This window comes from Nocardia sp. NPDC056100, from assembly GCF_042266325.1.
Classification (GTDB): domain Bacteria; phylum Actinomycetota; class Actinomycetes; order Mycobacteriales; family Mycobacteriaceae; genus Nocardia.
On the sequence record NZ_JBHJVY010000006.1, the window covers coordinates 374765 to 392945 of the forward strand.

Consider the following 18181-nt stretch of genomic DNA (forward strand, 5'->3'; position numbering starts at 1 on the left):
CGCGACGAGCCCGCCGGTAACTCTTCGAAAATCTTAGGCGTTGAAGTACTTCGCTTCCGGGTGCAGAAGTACGAACGCATCCGTCGACTGCTCCGGATGCAGCTGCAGTTCCTCCGAGAGCTCCACTCCGATCCGGCCCGCCTCCAGCAGGTCCACCAGTTTCGCCCGATCTTCCAGGTCGGGGCAGGCACCGTACCCGAACGAGTACCGTGCGCCACGGTAGCCGAGTTTGAAGTACTCCAGCACATCGGAAGGATCGTCGTCGGCGACGGAATGCCCTTCCAGCACAAGTTCTTCCCGGATGCGGCGATGCCAAAACTCCGCCAGCGCCTCGGTGAGCTGTACACCGATGCCGTGCACCTCGAGGTAGTCGCGGTAGTTATCGCCCGCGAACAGCTCATTGGCGAAGTCCGCGATCGGCTGTCCCATGGTGACCAGCTGGAACGGCAGCACATCGACCTGTCCGTGCTGTACCGCGAGTTCGCGCGAGCGAATGAAATCGGCGATGTTCAGGAACCGGTCGCGCTGCTGACGCGGGAAAGTGAACCGATACCGTTCCGGCGCATCGGGTTTGGGCTCGGTGAGAACAATCACATCGTCGCCCTCGGATACGGCCGGGAAGTAGCCGTACACCACCGCGGCATGCTGGAGCACGCCCTCGGCGATCAACCGGTCCAGCCAATACCGCAGCCGCGGACGGCCTTCGGTCTCCACCAGCTCCTCATAGGAAGGGCCCTCACCGCCACGCTGACCGCGCAGACCCCACTGGCCCAGGAACAGTGCCCGCTCGTCCAGCAGACCCGAGTACTCGGCCACCGAGAGGCCCTTCACCACGCGGCTGCCCCAGAACGGCGGGGTCGGCACCGGCAGGTCCGCGGCCACGTCCGAGCGGGCGGGCACCTCGATCGGCACCTCTTTGGCCTTGCGCTCCTCCGCGATTCGCTTGGAGCGCTCGTGCCGGGCCTTGCGCTCGGCGATCTTCGCGGCCTCGGCCTGGGCTTCGGGGCTGTCCGGATCCGGGCCGCCGCCGCGCTTGCGGGTCATGATCTCGTCCATGAGGTGCAGACCCTCGAAAGCGTCACGGGCGTAGTGCACATCGCCCTCGTAGACGTCGGTGAGATCGTTCTCCACATAGCCGCGGGTCAGCGCCGCACCACCCAGCAGCACCGGGAACTGTTCCGCGACACCGCGGACATTCATCTCCTGCAGGTTCTCCTTCATGACCACGGTCGACTTGACCAGCAGTCCGGACATGCCGACCACATCGGCCTTCTTGTCCACCGCGGCATCCAGGATCGCCGAAATCGGCTGCTTGATACCGAGATTCACGACCTCGTAGCCATTGTTGGACAGGATGATGTCCACCAGGTTCTTACCGATATCGTGCACGTCACCCTTGACCGTGGCCAGCACGATGCGACCCTTACCGGAGTCGTCGGTGGCCTCCATATGCGGTTCCAGGTGCGCGACAGCGGTTTTCATCACCTCGGCCGATTGCAGCACGAACGGCAGCTGCATCTGCCCGGAGCCGAACAGCTCACCGACGGTCTTCATGCCCGAGAGCAGGGTCTCATTGATGATCTGCAGCGGCGGAACCTCTTTCATGGCCTCATCGAGGTCCACGTCCAGGCCGTTGCGCTCACCGTCGACAATGCGGCGGGCCAGGCGTTCGAACAGCGGCAGCTGGGCCAGCTCCTCGGCGCGCGAGGCTTTGGACGAGGCCGCCGAGACGCCCTCGAACATGGCCATCAGCTCTTGCAGCGGGTCATAGTCCTCGGTGCGGCGGTCGTACACCAGATCCAGCGCGACCTTGCGCTGATCCTCGGGAATCCGCGCCATCGGCAGGATTTTCGAGGCGTGCACGATCGCCGAATCCAGTCCGGCCTCGACGCATTCGTTCATGAACACCGAGTTCAGCACCTGGCGCGCGGCCGGGTTCAGGCCGAAGGAGATATTGGAAAGACCCAGCGTGGTCTGCACATTCGGATGCCGCTGCTTCAAAAGCCGGATGGCCTCGATGGTTTCGATGCCATCGCGCCGCGACTCCTCCTGACCGGTGCCCAGGGTGAAGGTCAGCGTATCGACGATGATGTCGGATTCGGCCAGGCCCCAGTTCTCGGTGATATCGGCGATCAACCGCTCGGCGATGGCCACCTTGGTCTCGGCGGTGCGCGCCTGACCGGTCTCGTCGATGGTCAAGGCCACCACGGCCGCACCGTGTTCGGCGACCAGCGCCATGGTCTGCTGGAACCGCGACTCCGGTCCCGCGCCGTCCTCGTAGTTGACCGAGTTGACCGCGCAGCGGCCGCCCAGCTGCTCCAAACCCGCACGCAGCACCGGCAATTCGGTGGAGTCCAGCATGATCGGCAGCGTCGAGGCGGTGGCCAGGCGCGAGGCCAGCTCATTCATATCGACCGCGCCGTCACGGCCCACGTAGTCCACGCACAGGTCGAGCATGTGCGCGCCGTCGCGAATCTGATCCTTGGCGATATCGAGGCACTTCTGCCAATCCTGCGCCAGCATGGCGTCGCGGAAAGCCTTGGAGCCGTTGGCATTGGTGCGCTCACCGATCATCAGCACCGACGAGTCCTGCTCGAACGGGACCGCGGAGTAGATCGAGGACACCGCGGGCTCGTGCACCGGCTGGCGCACCGCCGGGGTGACCGCGTGCACCGCCTCGGCGACCTGGCGAATGTGCTCGGGCGTGGTACCGCAGCAGCCGCCGACCAGCGCCAGGCCGAACTCGGAAACGAAGCCGCTCAACGCGATAGCGAGCTCCTCGGGCGTGAGCGGATACTCCGCGCCGTTCGCCCCCAGCACCGGCAGACCGGCATTGGGCATCACCGAGACCGGCAACTGCGCGTGCTTGGACAGATGGCGCAGATGCTCGCTCATCTCGTCCGGGCCGGTGGCGCAGTTCAATCCGATCATGTCGATGCCGAGGTTCTCCAGCGCCGTGAGCGCCGCCCCGATCTCCGAGCCGACCAGCATGGTGCCGGTGGTCTCCATGGTCACGTGCGTGATGATCGGGATCTTGCGGCCCGCGCGCGCCATGGCGTGATGGCTGCCCACGATCGCGGACTTGACCTGCAACAGGTCCTGGCAGGTCTCGATCAGGATGGCGTCCGCGCCACCGTCGAGCATGCCCAGCGCCGCCTCGGCGTAGGCATCGCGCAGCGAGGCGTAGGGCGCATGACCCAGGGTCGGCAGTTTGGTGCCCGGACCCATGGAGCCGAGCACATAGCGCGGGGTGCCGTCGGCGGACGGGCCCATCTCATCGGCGACCTGTCGCGCGATGCGGGTGCCGCGCTCGGACAGATCGCGAATCCGATCGGCGATGTCGTAGTCGGCGAGGTTGGGGAGATTGCATCCGAAGGTATTGGTCTCGACGGCGTCGGCACCGGCCTCGAAATAGGCGCGGTGAATGTGTGCGAGCACGTCAGGACGGGTTTCGTTGAGAATCTCATTGCAGCCCTCGAGGCCGCGGAAGTCGTCCAGCGTCAGGTCAGCGGCCTGCAACATGGTGCCCATCGCACCGTCGCCGATGACGACACGCCGACTGAGCGTGTCGAGTAGGGTGGTGTCGAACTCGGCGCGGGGGGACACAGACATGTCCTCAAGAGTAGTGGGGAGCACGGACAATCCGGCCCCCGGTGTAGCGCGCCGGGTCGCGAACCCCGCGCGCCGCCCGGCGGGTCGCCCTTCTCCGCGCTTTCGCAGGCCACTTCGGCCTTCCGCTCACCGGCTCGCCGACCAGCACGGTTGCGCGTCGCTGGCGCGTCCGGGTGTCCAACCCCCTAAGCTGACCGGGTGAACGCCAGTGAACCCCCGGTGCCACCCGATTCGGACCTGCCTACGCTGCGGGATCCGATCCTCGTCGCCGCCTTCGAAGGGTGGAACGACGCGGCGGATGCGGCGAGCGGAGCCGTCGAGCATCTGGAATTGATCTGGGACGCACAGCCGCTCGCCGAGCTGGACTCCGAGGATTATTACGATTACCAGGTGAACCGGCCGACCGTTCGCCAGGTCGACGGCGTGACCCGGGAAATTCACTGGCCGTCCACCATGCTCTCGGTGTGCTCCCCGCCCGGTAGCGATCGCGATGTGGTGCTGCTGCGCGGGGTCGAGCCGAATATGCGCTGGCGTTCGTTCTGCAATGACCTGCTGGAATTCGTGGAGCAGCTCGATGTCTCGACCGTGGTGATCCTGGGCGCACTGCTCGCCGACACCCCGCACACCCGGCCGGTGCCGGTCACCGGTACGGCGTACAGCAAGGAAGCCGCGGAGCGCTTCAATCTGGAGCAGACCCGCTACGAGGGGCCGACCGGTATCACCGGGGTGCTGCAGGACGCGTGCGTGCGCGCCGGGGTTCCGGCCATTTCCTTCTGGGCCGCGGTGCCGCACTATGTCTCGCAGCCGCCGAATCCCAAGGCGGTCATCGCGCTGCTGCATCGCGTCGAGGATGTGCTCGATGTCGAGGTTCCGCTCGGCGGTCTGCCCGAACAGGCCGAGGAGTGGGAGGGCGCGGTCAACGAGATGACCACGGGCGATGAGGAAATCGCCGAATACGTCCGCTCGCTGGAGGAGCGCGGCGATGCCGAGGTCGATCTCAACGAGGCCATGGCCAAGATCGACGGTGACGCCATCGCCGCGGAATTCGAGAAGTACCTGCGCAGGCGGGGTCGCGGCGGATTCGGTCTCTAGGCGTTAACTTTAGGTTCATTCGGGAGTGGCTTGCCGACAGGTAAGCCTACCCTGCCTAGAATGTCCCGAATGAGCTCGCCACGGATTGCCGCGCACCTGAACGGATTCGGCGATCGAACGGCGATCATCGGTGATGACGGCCACGAGCTCAGCTATGCCGAACTAGCCACGCGAATCTGTGATTTCGCGAACAGACTGCGCGCGGAACAGGTTTCACCGGGGCCCGGTGGCGAATGCCGGGCAACCGAACCGGTCCGGCGGCTCGTCGCCATGGCCGCCCGCAATGACATCGGTTCGCTGGTGGCCTATCTCGGTGCGCTCGAGGCGGGCTGCGCGGTGCTGCTCACCGGTTCGGTCAGTGACGAAATGCTCCGCGTCTACGATCCGGATATCGTCGTGGAATCGGGCGACGGAGCGATTCCCGAACCGCGCCGGCGGCGAACCGGTTCCGCGCACACCCTGCATCCGGAGCTGGCGCTGCTGCTCAGCACCTCCGGATCGACCGGCTCCCCCAAACTGGTGCGGCTCTCCTATCGGAATCTGCTCGCCAATGCGGAATCGATCGCGGAGTACCTCGATATCCGGGAGACCGATCGCGCGGCCACCACCCTGCCGCTGTTCTACTGCTACGGCCTCTCGGTGGTGCACAGCCATCTGCTGCGCGGTGCGAGCCTGCTCATGACGAGCCGGTCGGTGCTGGAACCGGAGTTCTGGGATGACTTCCGATGTCATCGCGCAACGTCTTTCGCGGCCGTGCCCTATACCTTCGATCTGCTCGAACGCGTCGGCTTCGAACGCATGGCGCTGCCGCGGCTGCGCTATATCACCCAGGCGGGCGGCAAACTCGACCCCGACCGCGTACGGCATTACGCCCGGATGGGTGCGCGCGCGGGCTGGGATTTCTATGTGATGTACGGCCAGACCGAGGCCACCGCGCGAATGGCCTATCTGCCACCGGGATTGGCGGCCACACGGCCCGACTGCATCGGAATCCCCATTCCCGGAGGCTCGTTCAGTCTGGAACCGGTCGACGAGGGCGGTGATGAACTCGTCTATCGCGGCCCGAACATCATGATGGGCTATGCCGAATCGCCCGCCGAACTCGCGCTCGGTCCGCAGCTCACCGAGTTGCGGACCGGGGATCTGGCCTGCCGTACCCCCGAGGGGCTCTATCGGGTGATCGGCCGCCGGTCGCGGTTCGCCAAGATCTTCGGACTGCGAATAGATTTGCAGCGCATCGAATCCGGGTTGGCGGCGGCGGGCTATACGGTCTGCTGCACCGATGACGCGGAATCGCTGGTGGTGGCCGTCACGAGTGAGGATGCGGCCGCCGCGGCGCAACTCGCGGCGCAATTGTCCGGTCTGCCGGTCTCCGCGGTGCGGGTGTGCACGGTCGGCGAGATCCCGCGGTTGCCCTCCGGGAAACCGGACTATCCAGCCATTCGGCGCTTACCGGTCGCTCGCAGCAGGCCATCCGCGAATGTCCGGACCCTGTTCGCCGATGCGCTCGGACTCGACACCGCCGCAATCACTCCCGAGGCCACCTTCGCCGATCTGGGCGGCGATTCGCTCACCTATGTCGCGCTGTCGGTGAAACTCGATCGGGCGCTGGGACAGCTCCCGGCGAATTGGCAGACCATGACGGTGGCCGAACTGGAGTCGCTGCCCCGGCGCAAACGGCGGTTCGGCCGATCGCTGGACACCACGAGTCTGTTGCGCGCCGCCGGGATCATCACCGTATTGGGTTCGCATATCGGACTTTTCGTACTGTGGGGTGGGGCACATGTGATGCTGGCGGTCGCCGGGTTCAACTTCGCCCGATTCGGCGTTACGCCCGCACCGGCCGCGCAGCGACTGCGCAAAACCCTGCGCACCGTCGCGCTGATCGCCGTACCGACCGGCCTGTGGGTTGCGCTGACGCTCGCCTTCACCGATTACTACGGCTGGCAGAACGTGCTGCTGCTCAACAAGATTCTGGGACCGCAGGACAGTCCGACCGCCGGGCATCTGTGGTTCGTGGAGGTCGCGGTCTACTTCATGCTCGCGGGCGCGCTACTGCTGCGGCTGCCGCTGGTCGATGCCCTGGAACGGCGCGCGCCGTTCTGGTTCGCCATGGCGGTACTCGCGGTCGCGCTGATCTTCCGCTACCGGTCCTTCGATCTCTATGCGCCGCACGATATTCCATTCTCACCGCTGGCGGTGTGGTTCTTCGTGCTCGGCTGGGCGGGCGCAAAGGCCACGTCGGTACCACAGCGCGCGCTGCTGACCGGGGTCGCAGTGCTCACCGTGCCCGGATATTTCGGCGAGAGCAATCGCGAACACCTGGTGCTGGCCGGTCTGCTGCTGCTGATCTGGGTGCCGTCGGTGCGGGTGCCGGCACTGATCGCGGGCGCGGCCGCACTGCTCGCCGACTCGTCGCTGTTCGCGTATCTCCTGCATTGGCAGGTGTATCCGCTGTTCGGCAAGCATCACATCCTGGCGCTGACGGCGTCGGTGGCAGCCGGAATCGCGGCCGCACAACTCATGGGCAGGGCCCGGAATGTGACGGCGCGAATTACGGTGCACCACCGGCCGGTTCGCCGGATGCTGGAATCAGTGCTCGACGGCCCAGATCTGCGCGGCCGCCTCATGAGCCAGTTTCGCGATCAGCAGATCGCGCGGAATCGTCTGGCCGGCAAGATGATCGAGTGACGGCACCACCACATGGTGTGCATCGGCACGCTTGAGTTCGGCTGTTAGCTCCGCGAACGCGGTGCCATCGCCGGGGGTCGATTCATGGAACGTGGCCGCGAAGCAGAAACCGGCTGATTGCGCCAGGCTGGTCATAGCGTCTTCGAGCTCATCGCTACGGCCGTCTGCCAAATCGTCACGCACGTACCCATAGATCAACGCTTCCACCCGAACCTCCGTTGGATTGGGGATCGCTGTCCTGAAGTGTGCCCGAAACCAGCATGGTGTATTCGCGAATGCAATTGCAGATGTCAACCCACTGACATCTACATGCCCTATCCGGGTCCATCCAGCGTTAACCAGTGGGATACTACAGAGTGTGTCCGCTGGCGATGATCGACCTGTCTGGGCTGTCCGAATGCGCGCCGAACGCGATGCTCGGGGGTGGTCACAAGCCGATGCCGTGCGCACCATGCGGAGCAAATCGAGCCACAATCTGCCAACCGACAGCACACTTCTGCGCAACTGGCGGCGCTGGGAATCCGGGGAGTCCCGGCCCGATGATTTCTACGCCCCGATAATCGCGGCGGCATTCGACACCGTCACGGCGGCATTCTTTCCCAAGGCCCGGCCCAATCGGGATGACGAGTTGCTCTCGGCGACCGGGATGGACACCCTCGAGTTCATCGGGCGGCTGCGCATGTCCGATGTCTCCTCGGCGACCTTGGACGCCATTCGCATCACCGCGGATCGGCTGTGTTCGGAGTATCCGTGCGCGGATCCGCATGAGCTGCATACCGAGGGCACGGCCTGGCTGCGGCGCATCACCTCGCTGCTGGATGGGCGACTCACGCTGGCACAGCATCGCGAGGTGCTGGTGCTCGCGGGATGGGTTGCCCTACTGGTCGGTTGCGTGGATTACGACCTGGGCTGGCGCACCGCCGCCGAGGCCACCCGCCGGGCCGCGGTATCGCTGGGCCAGGAGGCCGAACATGTCGAAATCATCGGCTGGGGAGCCGAAATGGCGTCCTGGTTCGCGCTCACCCAGGCGAACTATCGCGGGGCGATAGAGACCGCGGAGGCCGCGCACGCGAGCACCGGGCGGCTCGGGGTCGGGGTGCAGTTGTGCGCGCAGCGCGCCAAGGCGTGGGCCCGGCTGGGTGATCGCCGCGAGGTGGAAGCCGCACTCGCGCAGGGCCGTTCGATACTGGACGGATTGGACCATCCGGCCAATTTGGACAATCACTTCGTGGTCGATCCGCAGAAGTTCGACTTCTACGCCATGGACTGCTGTCGCGTCGCCGGTGACGATCGCCTCGCCGAAAGCTATGCGCGCCAGGTCATCCTGTCCGCCACCCGCCCCGACGGCACCATCCGCAAACCCATGCGGGTCTCCGAAGCACACCTGACCCTGGCCGTCGTCGCGGTCCGCGACCGCAACCTCGAACTCGCCCTCGACGAGGGCATGCGCGCCTTCACCGGCAAACGCCGCTCGCTACCCTCCCTGATGTGGATCGCCGGTGAGACCGCCCGAGAAATGATCCAGCGCTTCCCGAGCGACCCCCGCACCCGCACCTACCTCGACCAGTTGCGAGCCCTCGCGGCAGGCTGAGGCTCAGTGCCCACCATGCGCATTCGGGGCGAAAGCTCTGTGCCCGCTGCGCGTGTTTGGGGCGAAGGCCGAGTGCCCGCTGCAGGCGTTCGAGGCGAAGGCCGGGTGCGCGCGGCGGCGTTCGGGGCGCGCGCCGGGCGTTCCGGTTACGCTCCAGCCCATGGACTTCAGTCTGTGGACCTGCGCTACCCGCGGGCATGAGACCTACGCGCCCGATGAACCCGAGCTCGCCGCCCGACTGCATGTGACAACGCCCGCCGGGGAGTCGTGGCGTTGCCTGCGCTGCGGTGATTTCGTGCCCGGTGAGCCGCGACGCACGGGTCCGGCCGATAACGCGCCGGAGGTGCCGCGCGGACATCTGCTGCGCGACCGGATCATCATGCGATTGCTGGCCGCCGAGCGGGTGCTGCGGGCACTGGTGTTGATTCTGGTGGGCGCGGGCGTGCTGAAACTACGCGGCTCCCAGGAACATTGGCGGGACAAGTGGGGCGAGGAGCTGCCACTGATCCGGCAGCTGGCCGACCAGATCGGCTGGGATCCGGACCATTCCAAGATCGTGCACTGGATCGACAAGGCATTCACCCTCTCCCCCACCACGCTGACCTGGGTGGCAGTGGGCATATTCGCCTACGCCGCAATCCAACTCACCGAGGCGGTCGGCCTGTGGCTGGTCAAGCGCTGGGGTGAATACTTCGCCGTCATCGCCACCAGTCTCTTCCTGCCGTTCGAGATCTACGAACTCACCGAGAAGGTGACCGTCATCCGCGCGGGCGCCCTGCTCATCAACCTCGCCGCGGTCATCTGGCTGCTCTGGAGCAAGCGCCTGTTCGGCCTCAATGGCGGTGCGAAGGCGTACTACGCCGAACACCACACCGAAAGTCTGCTGACAGTGGAGCGTTCGGCCGTCGCGGCCCAGGCCGCCGGGACGACGTAGGGTCCGCGTACATCGGAGGAAGCGATCACCGGGAACTCACGGGCCGAACACGCGCGATCGCGACGACTGGGTCCCGGTGATCACTCGTGCGCGCCCCCGGGTGACTGCGCGCCCCAGATGACTGGGAGTGCGCGGCGGGCGCCGAGTGACGTCCGGCCGTTCCACCGCCGTCATCGGGCGGAAACCGGGTGTGGGCGCGCCGACACCCGCCGCAATGCCAGACCGGTCGGTGGGCGGTACTAACCTTCCTTCGGTGACCGAAGCCGCTGACCGATTGCTGCCCGACCCCGCAGGGGCCGGCGTGGAGGAGTTCGCGCATGCCGAGCGGCTGCGGTTGTTCTCCTTCGCAACGGCTGAGAAGCGGGGCGACTACCTGTGGGTTTTGCGTGCTTTCGATATGGCGCGCGGGGCCTACGTGGTGCTGTTGCACGCCTCCGACGTCGTGGAGACGCTCAATCGTTGCCCCGGTGGGCCGCGGCTTACCCCCACCGAGGTGGGGCCGCTGCTGGAGCAGCTGCATCAGTGGGGGGTGCTGGAGCGCAGCTATGACGGGACGCGGGCGGCGACGCTGGCCGAGTACCGGAATCGGCATTTCGTGTACCAGTTCTCGCAGGCCGGGTTTCAGGCATATCGGGCAGTGTCGGAGGTACTGGAAGCGCGGCTCGATGAGGCGTCGCTCTCACGACTGGTGCTGCCCGAATTACTCGCCGATCTGCACACCCTCGCGGAGGCGAACCGAAGTGGGGACGCGCCCCGGGTGTACCGGGTGCTGAATCGGCTCGATCGGGCGCTGTCGGATCTGGCGGATCGCGCGGCGCATTTCTATCTCACGCTCGGCGATCTGGTGCGGACCACCGAGGCCACCCCCGAAGCCTTCCTGGCTCATAAGGACGCGCTGCTCGCGCATATGCGTGAGTTCTCCATGGACCTGGCACGGTTCGCGCCCCGGCTGGCCGCGGCCATTCGCGAGGTGGAGGAGACCGGGGCCGAGGAGCTCATCGAACGGGCTGCTCGCTGTGACGAGCGGGTTCTGCTCAATACCGCTGAGCGCGAGGCGGATTGGCGGGCGCGCTGGCAGGGCCTGCGGGCGTGGTTCATCGGTGACGGCACCGAGGGCGGGCTCACTGAATGCGAGCGGCTGCGCGAGGCGACCATGAGCGCCATCGCCGCGGTGCTGTCACTGCTGCGGCGAGTCACCGAGACCCGCAAGGGCGGAGTCAGCCGGGAATCGGCGCTGCGCCATCTGGCGGGCTGGTTCACCGCGGCTCCCAGCGCGGATGCCGCGCACGCGCTGTTCGATGCCGTCTTCGGGCTCGGCAGGCCCCGGCATCTGGCCATGCACCACCCCGACGCCGATATCATTCCGGCGATCCGATCCTGGTGGGACGCACCGCCGTTGGAGATCGCGCGCACCCTCGCCGAAACCGGCCGTCCGCCGACGCCCGGCGCTCCGGCGCGCCTGCAACGCAATGACGCGGGCATCCGCCGCCTGCGCGAGGCACAACTCGACGCCCAGCGCGCCCGCTCCCAGGCCGCGCGCTCGCTGGCCGCCGCCGACGTCCACGACCGCGAACTCGACGAACGCGAAACCGAGGTCCTGCTCCGCCTCATCGACGCCGCCTCCACCGCCTGGGTGCCGGTCAGCGGAAGAGTCTCCGGCACAACGGGATCCGACAGCGGCGTCACCCTCACCGTCTCCGAGCACGAGGGTTCCACGGTCGTGCGCACCTCGCGCGGGCTCCTGCACCTGAACAACCGCAAACTCCAGGTGCGTGAGACGGCGTCCACGCGCAAGAGCAAAGCCGTGGCCGCGCACGCCGCCAACCGCACATCGACCGGCGGCGGATCAGAGTCCGGTGCCAACACCGCAACCGGCGGCGGCGCGAGTGACGCCTCTGGGGATTCGCAGGCCGTGGACGGTTCCGGGGAGGGGGTGGACTGATGCATGCGCGGACTATCGATTCGCTGGCGCTGGACAACTATCAGCGGGCGGCTCGGGTGGTGCTGGCGAACCATCTGATCACCCGGAGTTATCCGGATCGGATTGCGCTGCCGTTGATTCGGCGGTGGGCGACGGAGTTGCGCGAGGATCTGGCGGAGCTGTTCGGGTACCGGCTGGAGGTCACCGAATCCACGGCTCGGCTGTTCCCGGTGCTGGACAGCCTCGATGCCGGGCGGCCCGCGCGCACGGCGGCGGATCGGCTCTTCGATCGGCGGCGATACGCCTATCTGGCGCTGGCGCTGGCCGCGCTGGGGCGAGCCGGTGATCAGATCACCTTGTCGGAGTTGGCGGATCAGGTGGCCTCGTACACCGAGCGGGTGGACGGGCTCGATCTGGCGGCCGACCGGGCCGGTGATCGCGACGCGTTCGTCGACGCCGTCGGCTGGCTGGCGGCGCGCGGTGCGGTCACCCTCGCCGACGGTGACGCCGGAGGCTGGGCGAGCGATCCCGAAGCGGGCGAGGCGCTTTACGATATCGACCGATCCGTCGTTTTCGCGCTGTTCCGGCCACCGCGCGCGCTACAGCATCTGCAGAGCGTGACCGGACTGCTCGGCGAGGAAGCCGGTGGCGGTGATACCCGCTCCCCCGCAATGGCTTTGGCATCGCGCGCGGTGCGGCGGGCGCTGGTGGAACAGCCGGTCGTCTACGCCGACGATCTGGCGGAGCCGCATCGATCGCTGCTCGCGCAGGAGAAACTCGTGCACGAGGTCGAGCTGGTCACCGGGCTCAAGGCCGAGCGGCGCGCGGAAGGCGTTGCGCTGATCGACAGTTCGGGGCGACTGTCCGATGTGCGGTTCCCGGGCACGGGCACGCTCGCGCAGGTCGCGCTGCTGCTGGCCGGTGAGATCGCCGACCTCGTACTGGATCTCGACAATCCCGTCGCGCGCATCCCCCGGCCCGAACGCCCGCGCGCCGACCTGGCGGACCAGTTGGATACCGCAATCCCGGTCACCACGGTATTCGCGCCGCTCGCCGATACCGTGGATATCTTTGCCGCCGAACAGGATTCGGATGACGAGGACGCCGAGCCCGAGATCCCGGACTATCCGTTCATCGAATCGGCCTGGATTCGCGATACCGTGCGCATGCTCACCGGCCGCTACGGCGCGACCTTCGCCGCCCAATGGCAGGCCGACGTCCCGGGACTCACCGTCGAGGTGGTCGGACTGCTGGAGCGACTGCGCCTGATCGAACGGGTCGACACCACCGCATCCGGCTCCCCCGCACCGGACGACCTCGGTTCCGGCCTGCTCATCCTGCCCGCCCTGGCCCGCTATCGCGGTGCCATCGTCACCATCCGCACCCGCGCGGAAACCGAATTGTTCATCTCACCGACCGATGTCGGCGCGCGGCCGGAACCCGGTGCACCGGTGACGGATCCCGCCCCGGCCGTCCCTGACGACGCGGCCGCGGCGGAGGGTGCCGAGCGGGTCGACCCGCAGTCCGCGATCGCACCCGATCCGGCGGAGACCGCCGCGGACAATTCCGAGCTTGTCGCTACAGAGAAGGGATCCGGGAGCTGATGGGCGACCTCATTCACGGTGGAGTCCGCTTCGTCCCCAGTCGCGCGGGCATCGTCAACCTGTGGGACTACCGGGATCAGGAGTTCTGTTTCGCCGATGGGCGATTGGTGCTGCGCGGGCCGAACGGGTCGGGTAAGACCAAGGCGCTCGAGGTGCTGTTCCCGTTCGTGCTGGATGGGCGGATCGAACCGCGGCGGTTGAATCCGTTCGCGGGTGAAGAGCGCACCATGAAGTCGAATCTGCTGTACCGCAAGCAGGAATCGGCGTATTCGTACGTGTGGATGGAGTTCGCGCGCGGGTCCTGGTCCGATCCGGAGACGGTGACCGTCGGCATCGGGATGCGCGCCACCCGCTCCTCGGACAAGGTGACGCGCTGGTATTTCGTCGCCGACGGGCGTGTGGGCGTGGACTTCTCGCTGCTCGGACCCGATGATCGCCCGCTCACCCGCAAACAGCTGGCCGAGCAGATCGGCGGTGACGCGATCGTGGATCGGCCGGTGGAGTATCGCGCCGCCATCGACGCCCGTATGTTCGGGCTCGGGCAGCAGCGGTACGACCAGCTCATCAATCTGATTCTGACGCTGCGCCGCCCGCAGCTGGCCAAGAACCTGGATCCGCGCGGGCTGTCGCAGGCGCTCACCGACGGTTTGCGGCCGCTCGACGAACAGCTGATCCTGGACGCGGCGCGGTCGTTCAGCGATATGGAGGAGGTCGGGCGCACGCTGGAGGGCCTTATCCAGGCCGATTCCGCGACCAAGGCTTTCGTCGGTGTATACCGCAAATACCTTGCGGTGCAGGCGAAGACCGATATCGATCAGGTGCGCGTGCGCTTGGACGCGGTGACGCACGCCAGCACCGCCCTGCACGCGGCCGCCGCGCTGCGCCGGCGCCGGGAAACCGATCGCGCCGCCGCCGAGACCCGTGCCGAGGATTCCGATCGCGCCTATGAGCAGGCGCTCTCCGATCGCGAAACCCTGCAGCGTTCCAGCGCTTACGAGGGCAAACAGCAGCTCGACGATCTCGCCGACGCCGTGCGCCGCCTGGAGACCTCCTCCGGTGTGCACCGGGACAAGGCGCTCAAGGCCCGCCAGACCGTGGATCAGCGCGCCCAGGAATCCGAGCGCGCCACCGCCGCCGTCCAGCACGCCTCCTCCGCGCTGGCTCGCGGTGAGGACGAATTGCGTTCCGCCGCCGAGGAAGCGGGCATCCCCTGGACCTCACTCCCCGAGCAGGCCCGAGCCGATCACCTCACCACCACCGTCCGCAGTCACGCCGAGGAGCGCGACGCCGACGTCCGCGCCGTGCGCCGCGCCCTGACCATGGTCGACGCCGCCGTCACCGAACGCACCCGCGCCGAACGAGCCACCCAGCGCGCCACCGAACTCCGCGAAGCCGCCGCCGCCGAACTCGCCCAGGCCGAAGCCTCGGTAACCCTGGCCCGCTCCAACACCGCCATCTCCCTGCGCGATTGGTGGGACGAGCACCGCGAGGTCTACACCCCCATCCGCGACGGCCTCTTCGAAGCCCTCAACGACGCCCTCGCCGCCGCGGGCACCGAAAACCCGTCCCCACAGCGCCACAACGCCGCAGCGGGCATGCTCGGCCAGGCAGGCAAGGGCCGTAAACGCAAGGGTGACACCGCCGATGCCCCCGCCAAAGGCAAGGCAGGCGACGCACCCTCGCCGACCGCTCTCGACAACGGTGCGGCGGCCGAGGTCCCCGGGGCACCCGACAGTGCTTCGGCCACCTCGATTTCGGCCGCGGGATCGAGCACCCACGCAATCCCGGGAACCGCCTTCCACGCCGACACGGAAAACGGCCCGATACTCGCCACCCCGGCCGAAGTGCTGGCCGAGCGCACCGAACCTCTCACCGAGGAAATTCGCGGCCGCCGCCAGGAAGCCAAGTCGCGTGCCGCACAGGCCAAGGCGCGGGCGGCCGAATTGCGCGGCGAGCGTGAGCAGGTCGCGGCCGAACGCGATGACGCGCCGAAGGCATTCACCGCACGCACGGATGTGCGCGGCGAGCACGCCGGTGCTCCGCTGTGGCGTCTGGTTCGCTTCGCCGATCATGTCGGTCCGGAAGCGGCCGCTGGAATCGAGGCGGCGCTCCAGGCCGCGAACCTGCTGGACGGCTGGGTGTGCGCGGATGCCATCGTGCCGGACCACGCCTCCGACCAGTTCCTGGTCCCGCTGCCCAAAGCCCAGCGCCCGAGCGGTCGCACCCTCGCCGATGTGCTTGTGGTGGAGGACGATTCCGACAACCTCACCGTGCCGCGCCAGACGGTCGCCGATGTGCTGGCGTCCATCGCCCTGCACGAATCGCCGACCACGGGTAAGACCGAGACCACTGCCGCCGCACTCCCCGCCGCCAATTCGGTTGCCGGATCCGCCGATTCGCTCGCCATCGCGACCGATGGCTGTTATCGGCAGGGTGTGCAGGTCGGGCGGCATGTCAAGGCGGATGCGGAGTTCATCGGGACCACCGCGCGGGCTCGGCGGCGGGAGCTGCGGCTGGCGGAGTTGGTCGCGGCCATCGAAGCCGCCGAGACCGCTGTGCAGGAGGCGCTGGAGCAGGAGGAGGCCGCGACCGCTGAGTTGGGGCGGGTTTCGGCCGCTGCCAAGGCTTTGCCGCGGACCACGGCGGTAACCGGTGCGCTGCGGGCGGTTTCGGAGGCGGCGGGGATGTTGCGGTCGCGGTCCGAGGCCGCGGCGCAGGCGGAGCGTGATCTCGATCAGGCGGTCGGTGAGTACGGCGCGGCCGATAAGAAGGTGCGGGCTATCGCGGCCGAGCACAAGGCACCGCGCGATCCGGCCGAGTTGGACGCATTGGCCGCGGCGGTGCGGCATTTCGAGAACGCGGGCACCGCGCTGTTGCGGTTGCGCGGGGACTCCCAGCGCGAGAACGAACGCTCCCGCGAGGCCGGGGATCGGCTCGACGAGGCCACCGATCTGGCCGAGGCGTTCGCCGAGGAGGCCGAGGCGGCGCGCGGCGGGTACGAGGAGCAGCTGCGCAAGCTGGAGACGCTGCGCGAGGCGCTCGGCGCGGGCGCGGCCGATATCGATCGCGAACTGGAGGCCGCGCGCGAGCGCATCGATGCCGCACGCGCGGAACAGAAGTCGGCCCGCAAGGCCGCACACGAGGCGATCGAGGCCGTCGGCACCGCCGAGGGCGCGCACCGTGCCGCGCACAACACCCTGGGCACCGCGCTGACCGAATTGCTGGCCGATGTCAGGCATTTGGCCCCGTACGCCCGCCCGGACCTGCTGAGCCTGCTGGGCGCGCCGATCGAGAGCCGCTGGCCCAGCAGCGATGCGGCCTGGTCCACGCCCGAACAGCTGCTGTACCGCATCGAGAACGGCGATCCGGAGCAGGAGCCCAAGGTGCTCCCGGACGAGGTCGCCGAACTGTTCGAGAACCTCGCCACCGCAACGGCTTCGGTGCGCGCCGGGGAGGCCACCCGCAAGTCCACGCGCAGCGCCGTCACCACCGCGCTGCAGGAGTTCGATGCCGCGCTCACCGCGGCCCGGCAGGACTACCGCCTGCACTGGGACGCCGCGGACGGTCTCACCGTGGTGCAGGTGCACGACGATCACGGCCTGTCGTCACTGGCGGATTTCGCCGAGCGCATCGGCGGCGCGCGCCGGGATCAGGAATTGCTGCTCACCGATTCCGAGCGCCGCATCCTGGAGGACGCGCTGCTCACCGGTCTGGCCCAGCAGATTCACGAACGCACCAGCGACGCACGCGATCTCATCACCCGCATGGGCATGGAGATGAAGCAGCGCCGCATGTCCTCGGGCAATACCATCGGCGTGCACTGGGTGCTGGCCGACAATCTGTCCGAGCCCGCGCGGGCGGTGTGCAAACTGCTCGATCGCGATTCCGCCGAACTGGTCCCGGACGATCTCGCCACCATCCGTGCGCATTTCGCGGCCGAGATCCGGGCCGCGCGCGCGAGCCATCCGGAGCGTTCGTTCCCGGAGATTCTGGCCGCCACGCTGGATTACCGCACCTGGCGGTCGTTCTCGTTCACCATCATCACCTCCGATGGCACCGAGGATCGGCTCACGGTGGCCAGGCACAGCGCGCTGTCCGGCGGTGAGCAGTCGGTATCGCTGCACCTGCCGCTGTTCGCGGCCGCGCACGTCATGCTGGATTCGGCGGACCCCCAGGCCCCGCGCCTGCTGGCGCTGGACGAGGCGTTCGCCGGTGTCGATGACAATGGTAAGAGCGAACTGCTGGGCCTGTCCGTGCAATTCGATCTCGACCTGTTCATGACCGGTTACGACCTGTGGATCACCTACGCGCATGTCCCGGGGTGCTCGCACTACGATCTTGCGCACTCCGCGGCCGAGAACACCGTCAGCGCAACGCTGCTGGTGTGGGACAGCGCCGATCTGCTGGCCGAACACGACGGCACCGATCTCACCGCGGCGCTCGGCTCCCCCAATCGGCGTCGGCTCCCGCACGGTGTGGAAGGCGCGATGGCGCTGCTCTGACGGACGCCGCCCCGCGCGCGAATCACGGTCCGCGCGCGGGGCTTACGCGAACTTCGCTCTTCATGACCGGTTTCGCACGGTTGCGGTGATCGTCACTCGAATCCCGTCCGCACCGTGTCCAGTGGCCTGGACACGGCTACGGAACCGGCCCTCGGCGGGCGGTCCGAAACACCCCTGGTAAACAACTCGTGCACCACCGGATTACGCGTGTCGCGGCGCGCCACGCCGTAAGGA

9 protein-coding genes are annotated in these 18181 nt (G+C 67.6%); 7 read left to right on the forward strand and 2 right to left on the reverse strand.

The window, feature by feature from the left end; genetic code table 11:
• Window positions 1–33: 33 nt before the first annotated feature.
• Window positions 34–3612 carry a methionine synthase gene (metH, locus tag ACFC0O_RS40845; RefSeq protein WP_375967600.1) on the reverse strand — a complete coding sequence of 1193 codons (3579 nt, stop codon included), beginning with the start codon at window positions 3610–3612 and terminating at the stop codon, window positions 34–36.
• A gap of 198 nt (window positions 3613–3810) precedes the next feature.
• Between metH and ACFC0O_RS40850 the strand changes: the two genes are divergently transcribed.
• Together ACFC0O_RS40850 and ACFC0O_RS40855 are read left to right on the forward strand one after the other, a co-directional pair.
• The gene (locus ACFC0O_RS40850; RefSeq protein ID WP_309230821.1) at window positions 3811–4704 is read left to right on the forward strand and encodes a PAC2 family protein; all 894 of its coding nucleotides are present in this window, start codon (window positions 3811–3813) and stop codon (window positions 4702–4704) included.
• Between the two features lie 69 nt (window positions 4705–4773).
• A complete protein-coding gene (locus tag ACFC0O_RS40855) occupies window positions 4774–7395 on the forward strand; it encodes an AMP-binding protein (RefSeq protein ID WP_375967601.1) in 2622 nt (873 codons plus the stop codon).
• Here the strand turns inward: ACFC0O_RS40855 and ACFC0O_RS40860 are convergent.
• Window positions 7297–7602 carry a hypothetical protein gene (locus tag ACFC0O_RS40860; protein ID WP_067562883.1) on the reverse strand — a complete coding sequence of 102 codons (306 nt, stop codon included), beginning with the start codon at window positions 7600–7602 and terminating at the stop codon, window positions 7297–7299. The two genes, ACFC0O_RS40855 and ACFC0O_RS40860, sit on opposite strands and share 99 nt — an antisense overlap.
• A 244-nt stretch (window positions 7603–7846) precedes the next feature.
• Between ACFC0O_RS40860 and ACFC0O_RS40865 the strand changes: the two genes are divergently transcribed.
• The 5 genes from ACFC0O_RS40865 to ACFC0O_RS40885 all read left to right on the forward strand — a co-directional run bounded on the left by ACFC0O_RS40865 (window position 7847) and on the right by ACFC0O_RS40885 (window position 17947).
• Window positions 7847–8986 (forward strand): XRE family transcriptional regulator, encoded by a 1140-nt coding sequence (locus ACFC0O_RS40865; protein ID WP_364633890.1) that lies wholly within the window; start codon window positions 7847–7849, stop codon window positions 8984–8986.
• 160 nt (window positions 8987–9146) lie between these two features.
• Complete coding sequence (locus tag ACFC0O_RS40870; RefSeq protein WP_375967604.1) at window positions 9147–9920, forward strand: DUF2127 domain-containing protein; 774 nt, start codon at window positions 9147–9149, stop codon at window positions 9918–9920.
• 328 nt (window positions 9921–10248) lie between these two features.
• Complete coding sequence (locus ACFC0O_RS40875) at window positions 10249–11862, forward strand: TIGR02677 family protein (RefSeq protein WP_375967781.1); 1614 nt, start codon at window positions 10249–10251, stop codon at window positions 11860–11862.
• Window positions 11862–13445 carry a TIGR02678 family protein gene (locus ACFC0O_RS40880; RefSeq protein ID WP_375967605.1) on the forward strand — a complete coding sequence of 528 codons (1584 nt, stop codon included), beginning with the start codon at window positions 11862–11864 and terminating at the stop codon, window positions 13443–13445. Before ACFC0O_RS40875 ends, ACFC0O_RS40880 begins: the two co-directional genes overlap by 1 nt.
• The gene (locus ACFC0O_RS40885; protein ID WP_375967606.1) at window positions 13445–17947 is read left to right on the forward strand and encodes an SbcC/MukB-like Walker B domain-containing protein; all 4503 of its coding nucleotides are present in this window, start codon (window positions 13445–13447) and stop codon (window positions 17945–17947) included. The genes ACFC0O_RS40880 and ACFC0O_RS40885 overlap by 1 nt, the downstream gene beginning before the upstream one ends.
• Window positions 17948–18181: the final 234 nt, after the last annotated feature.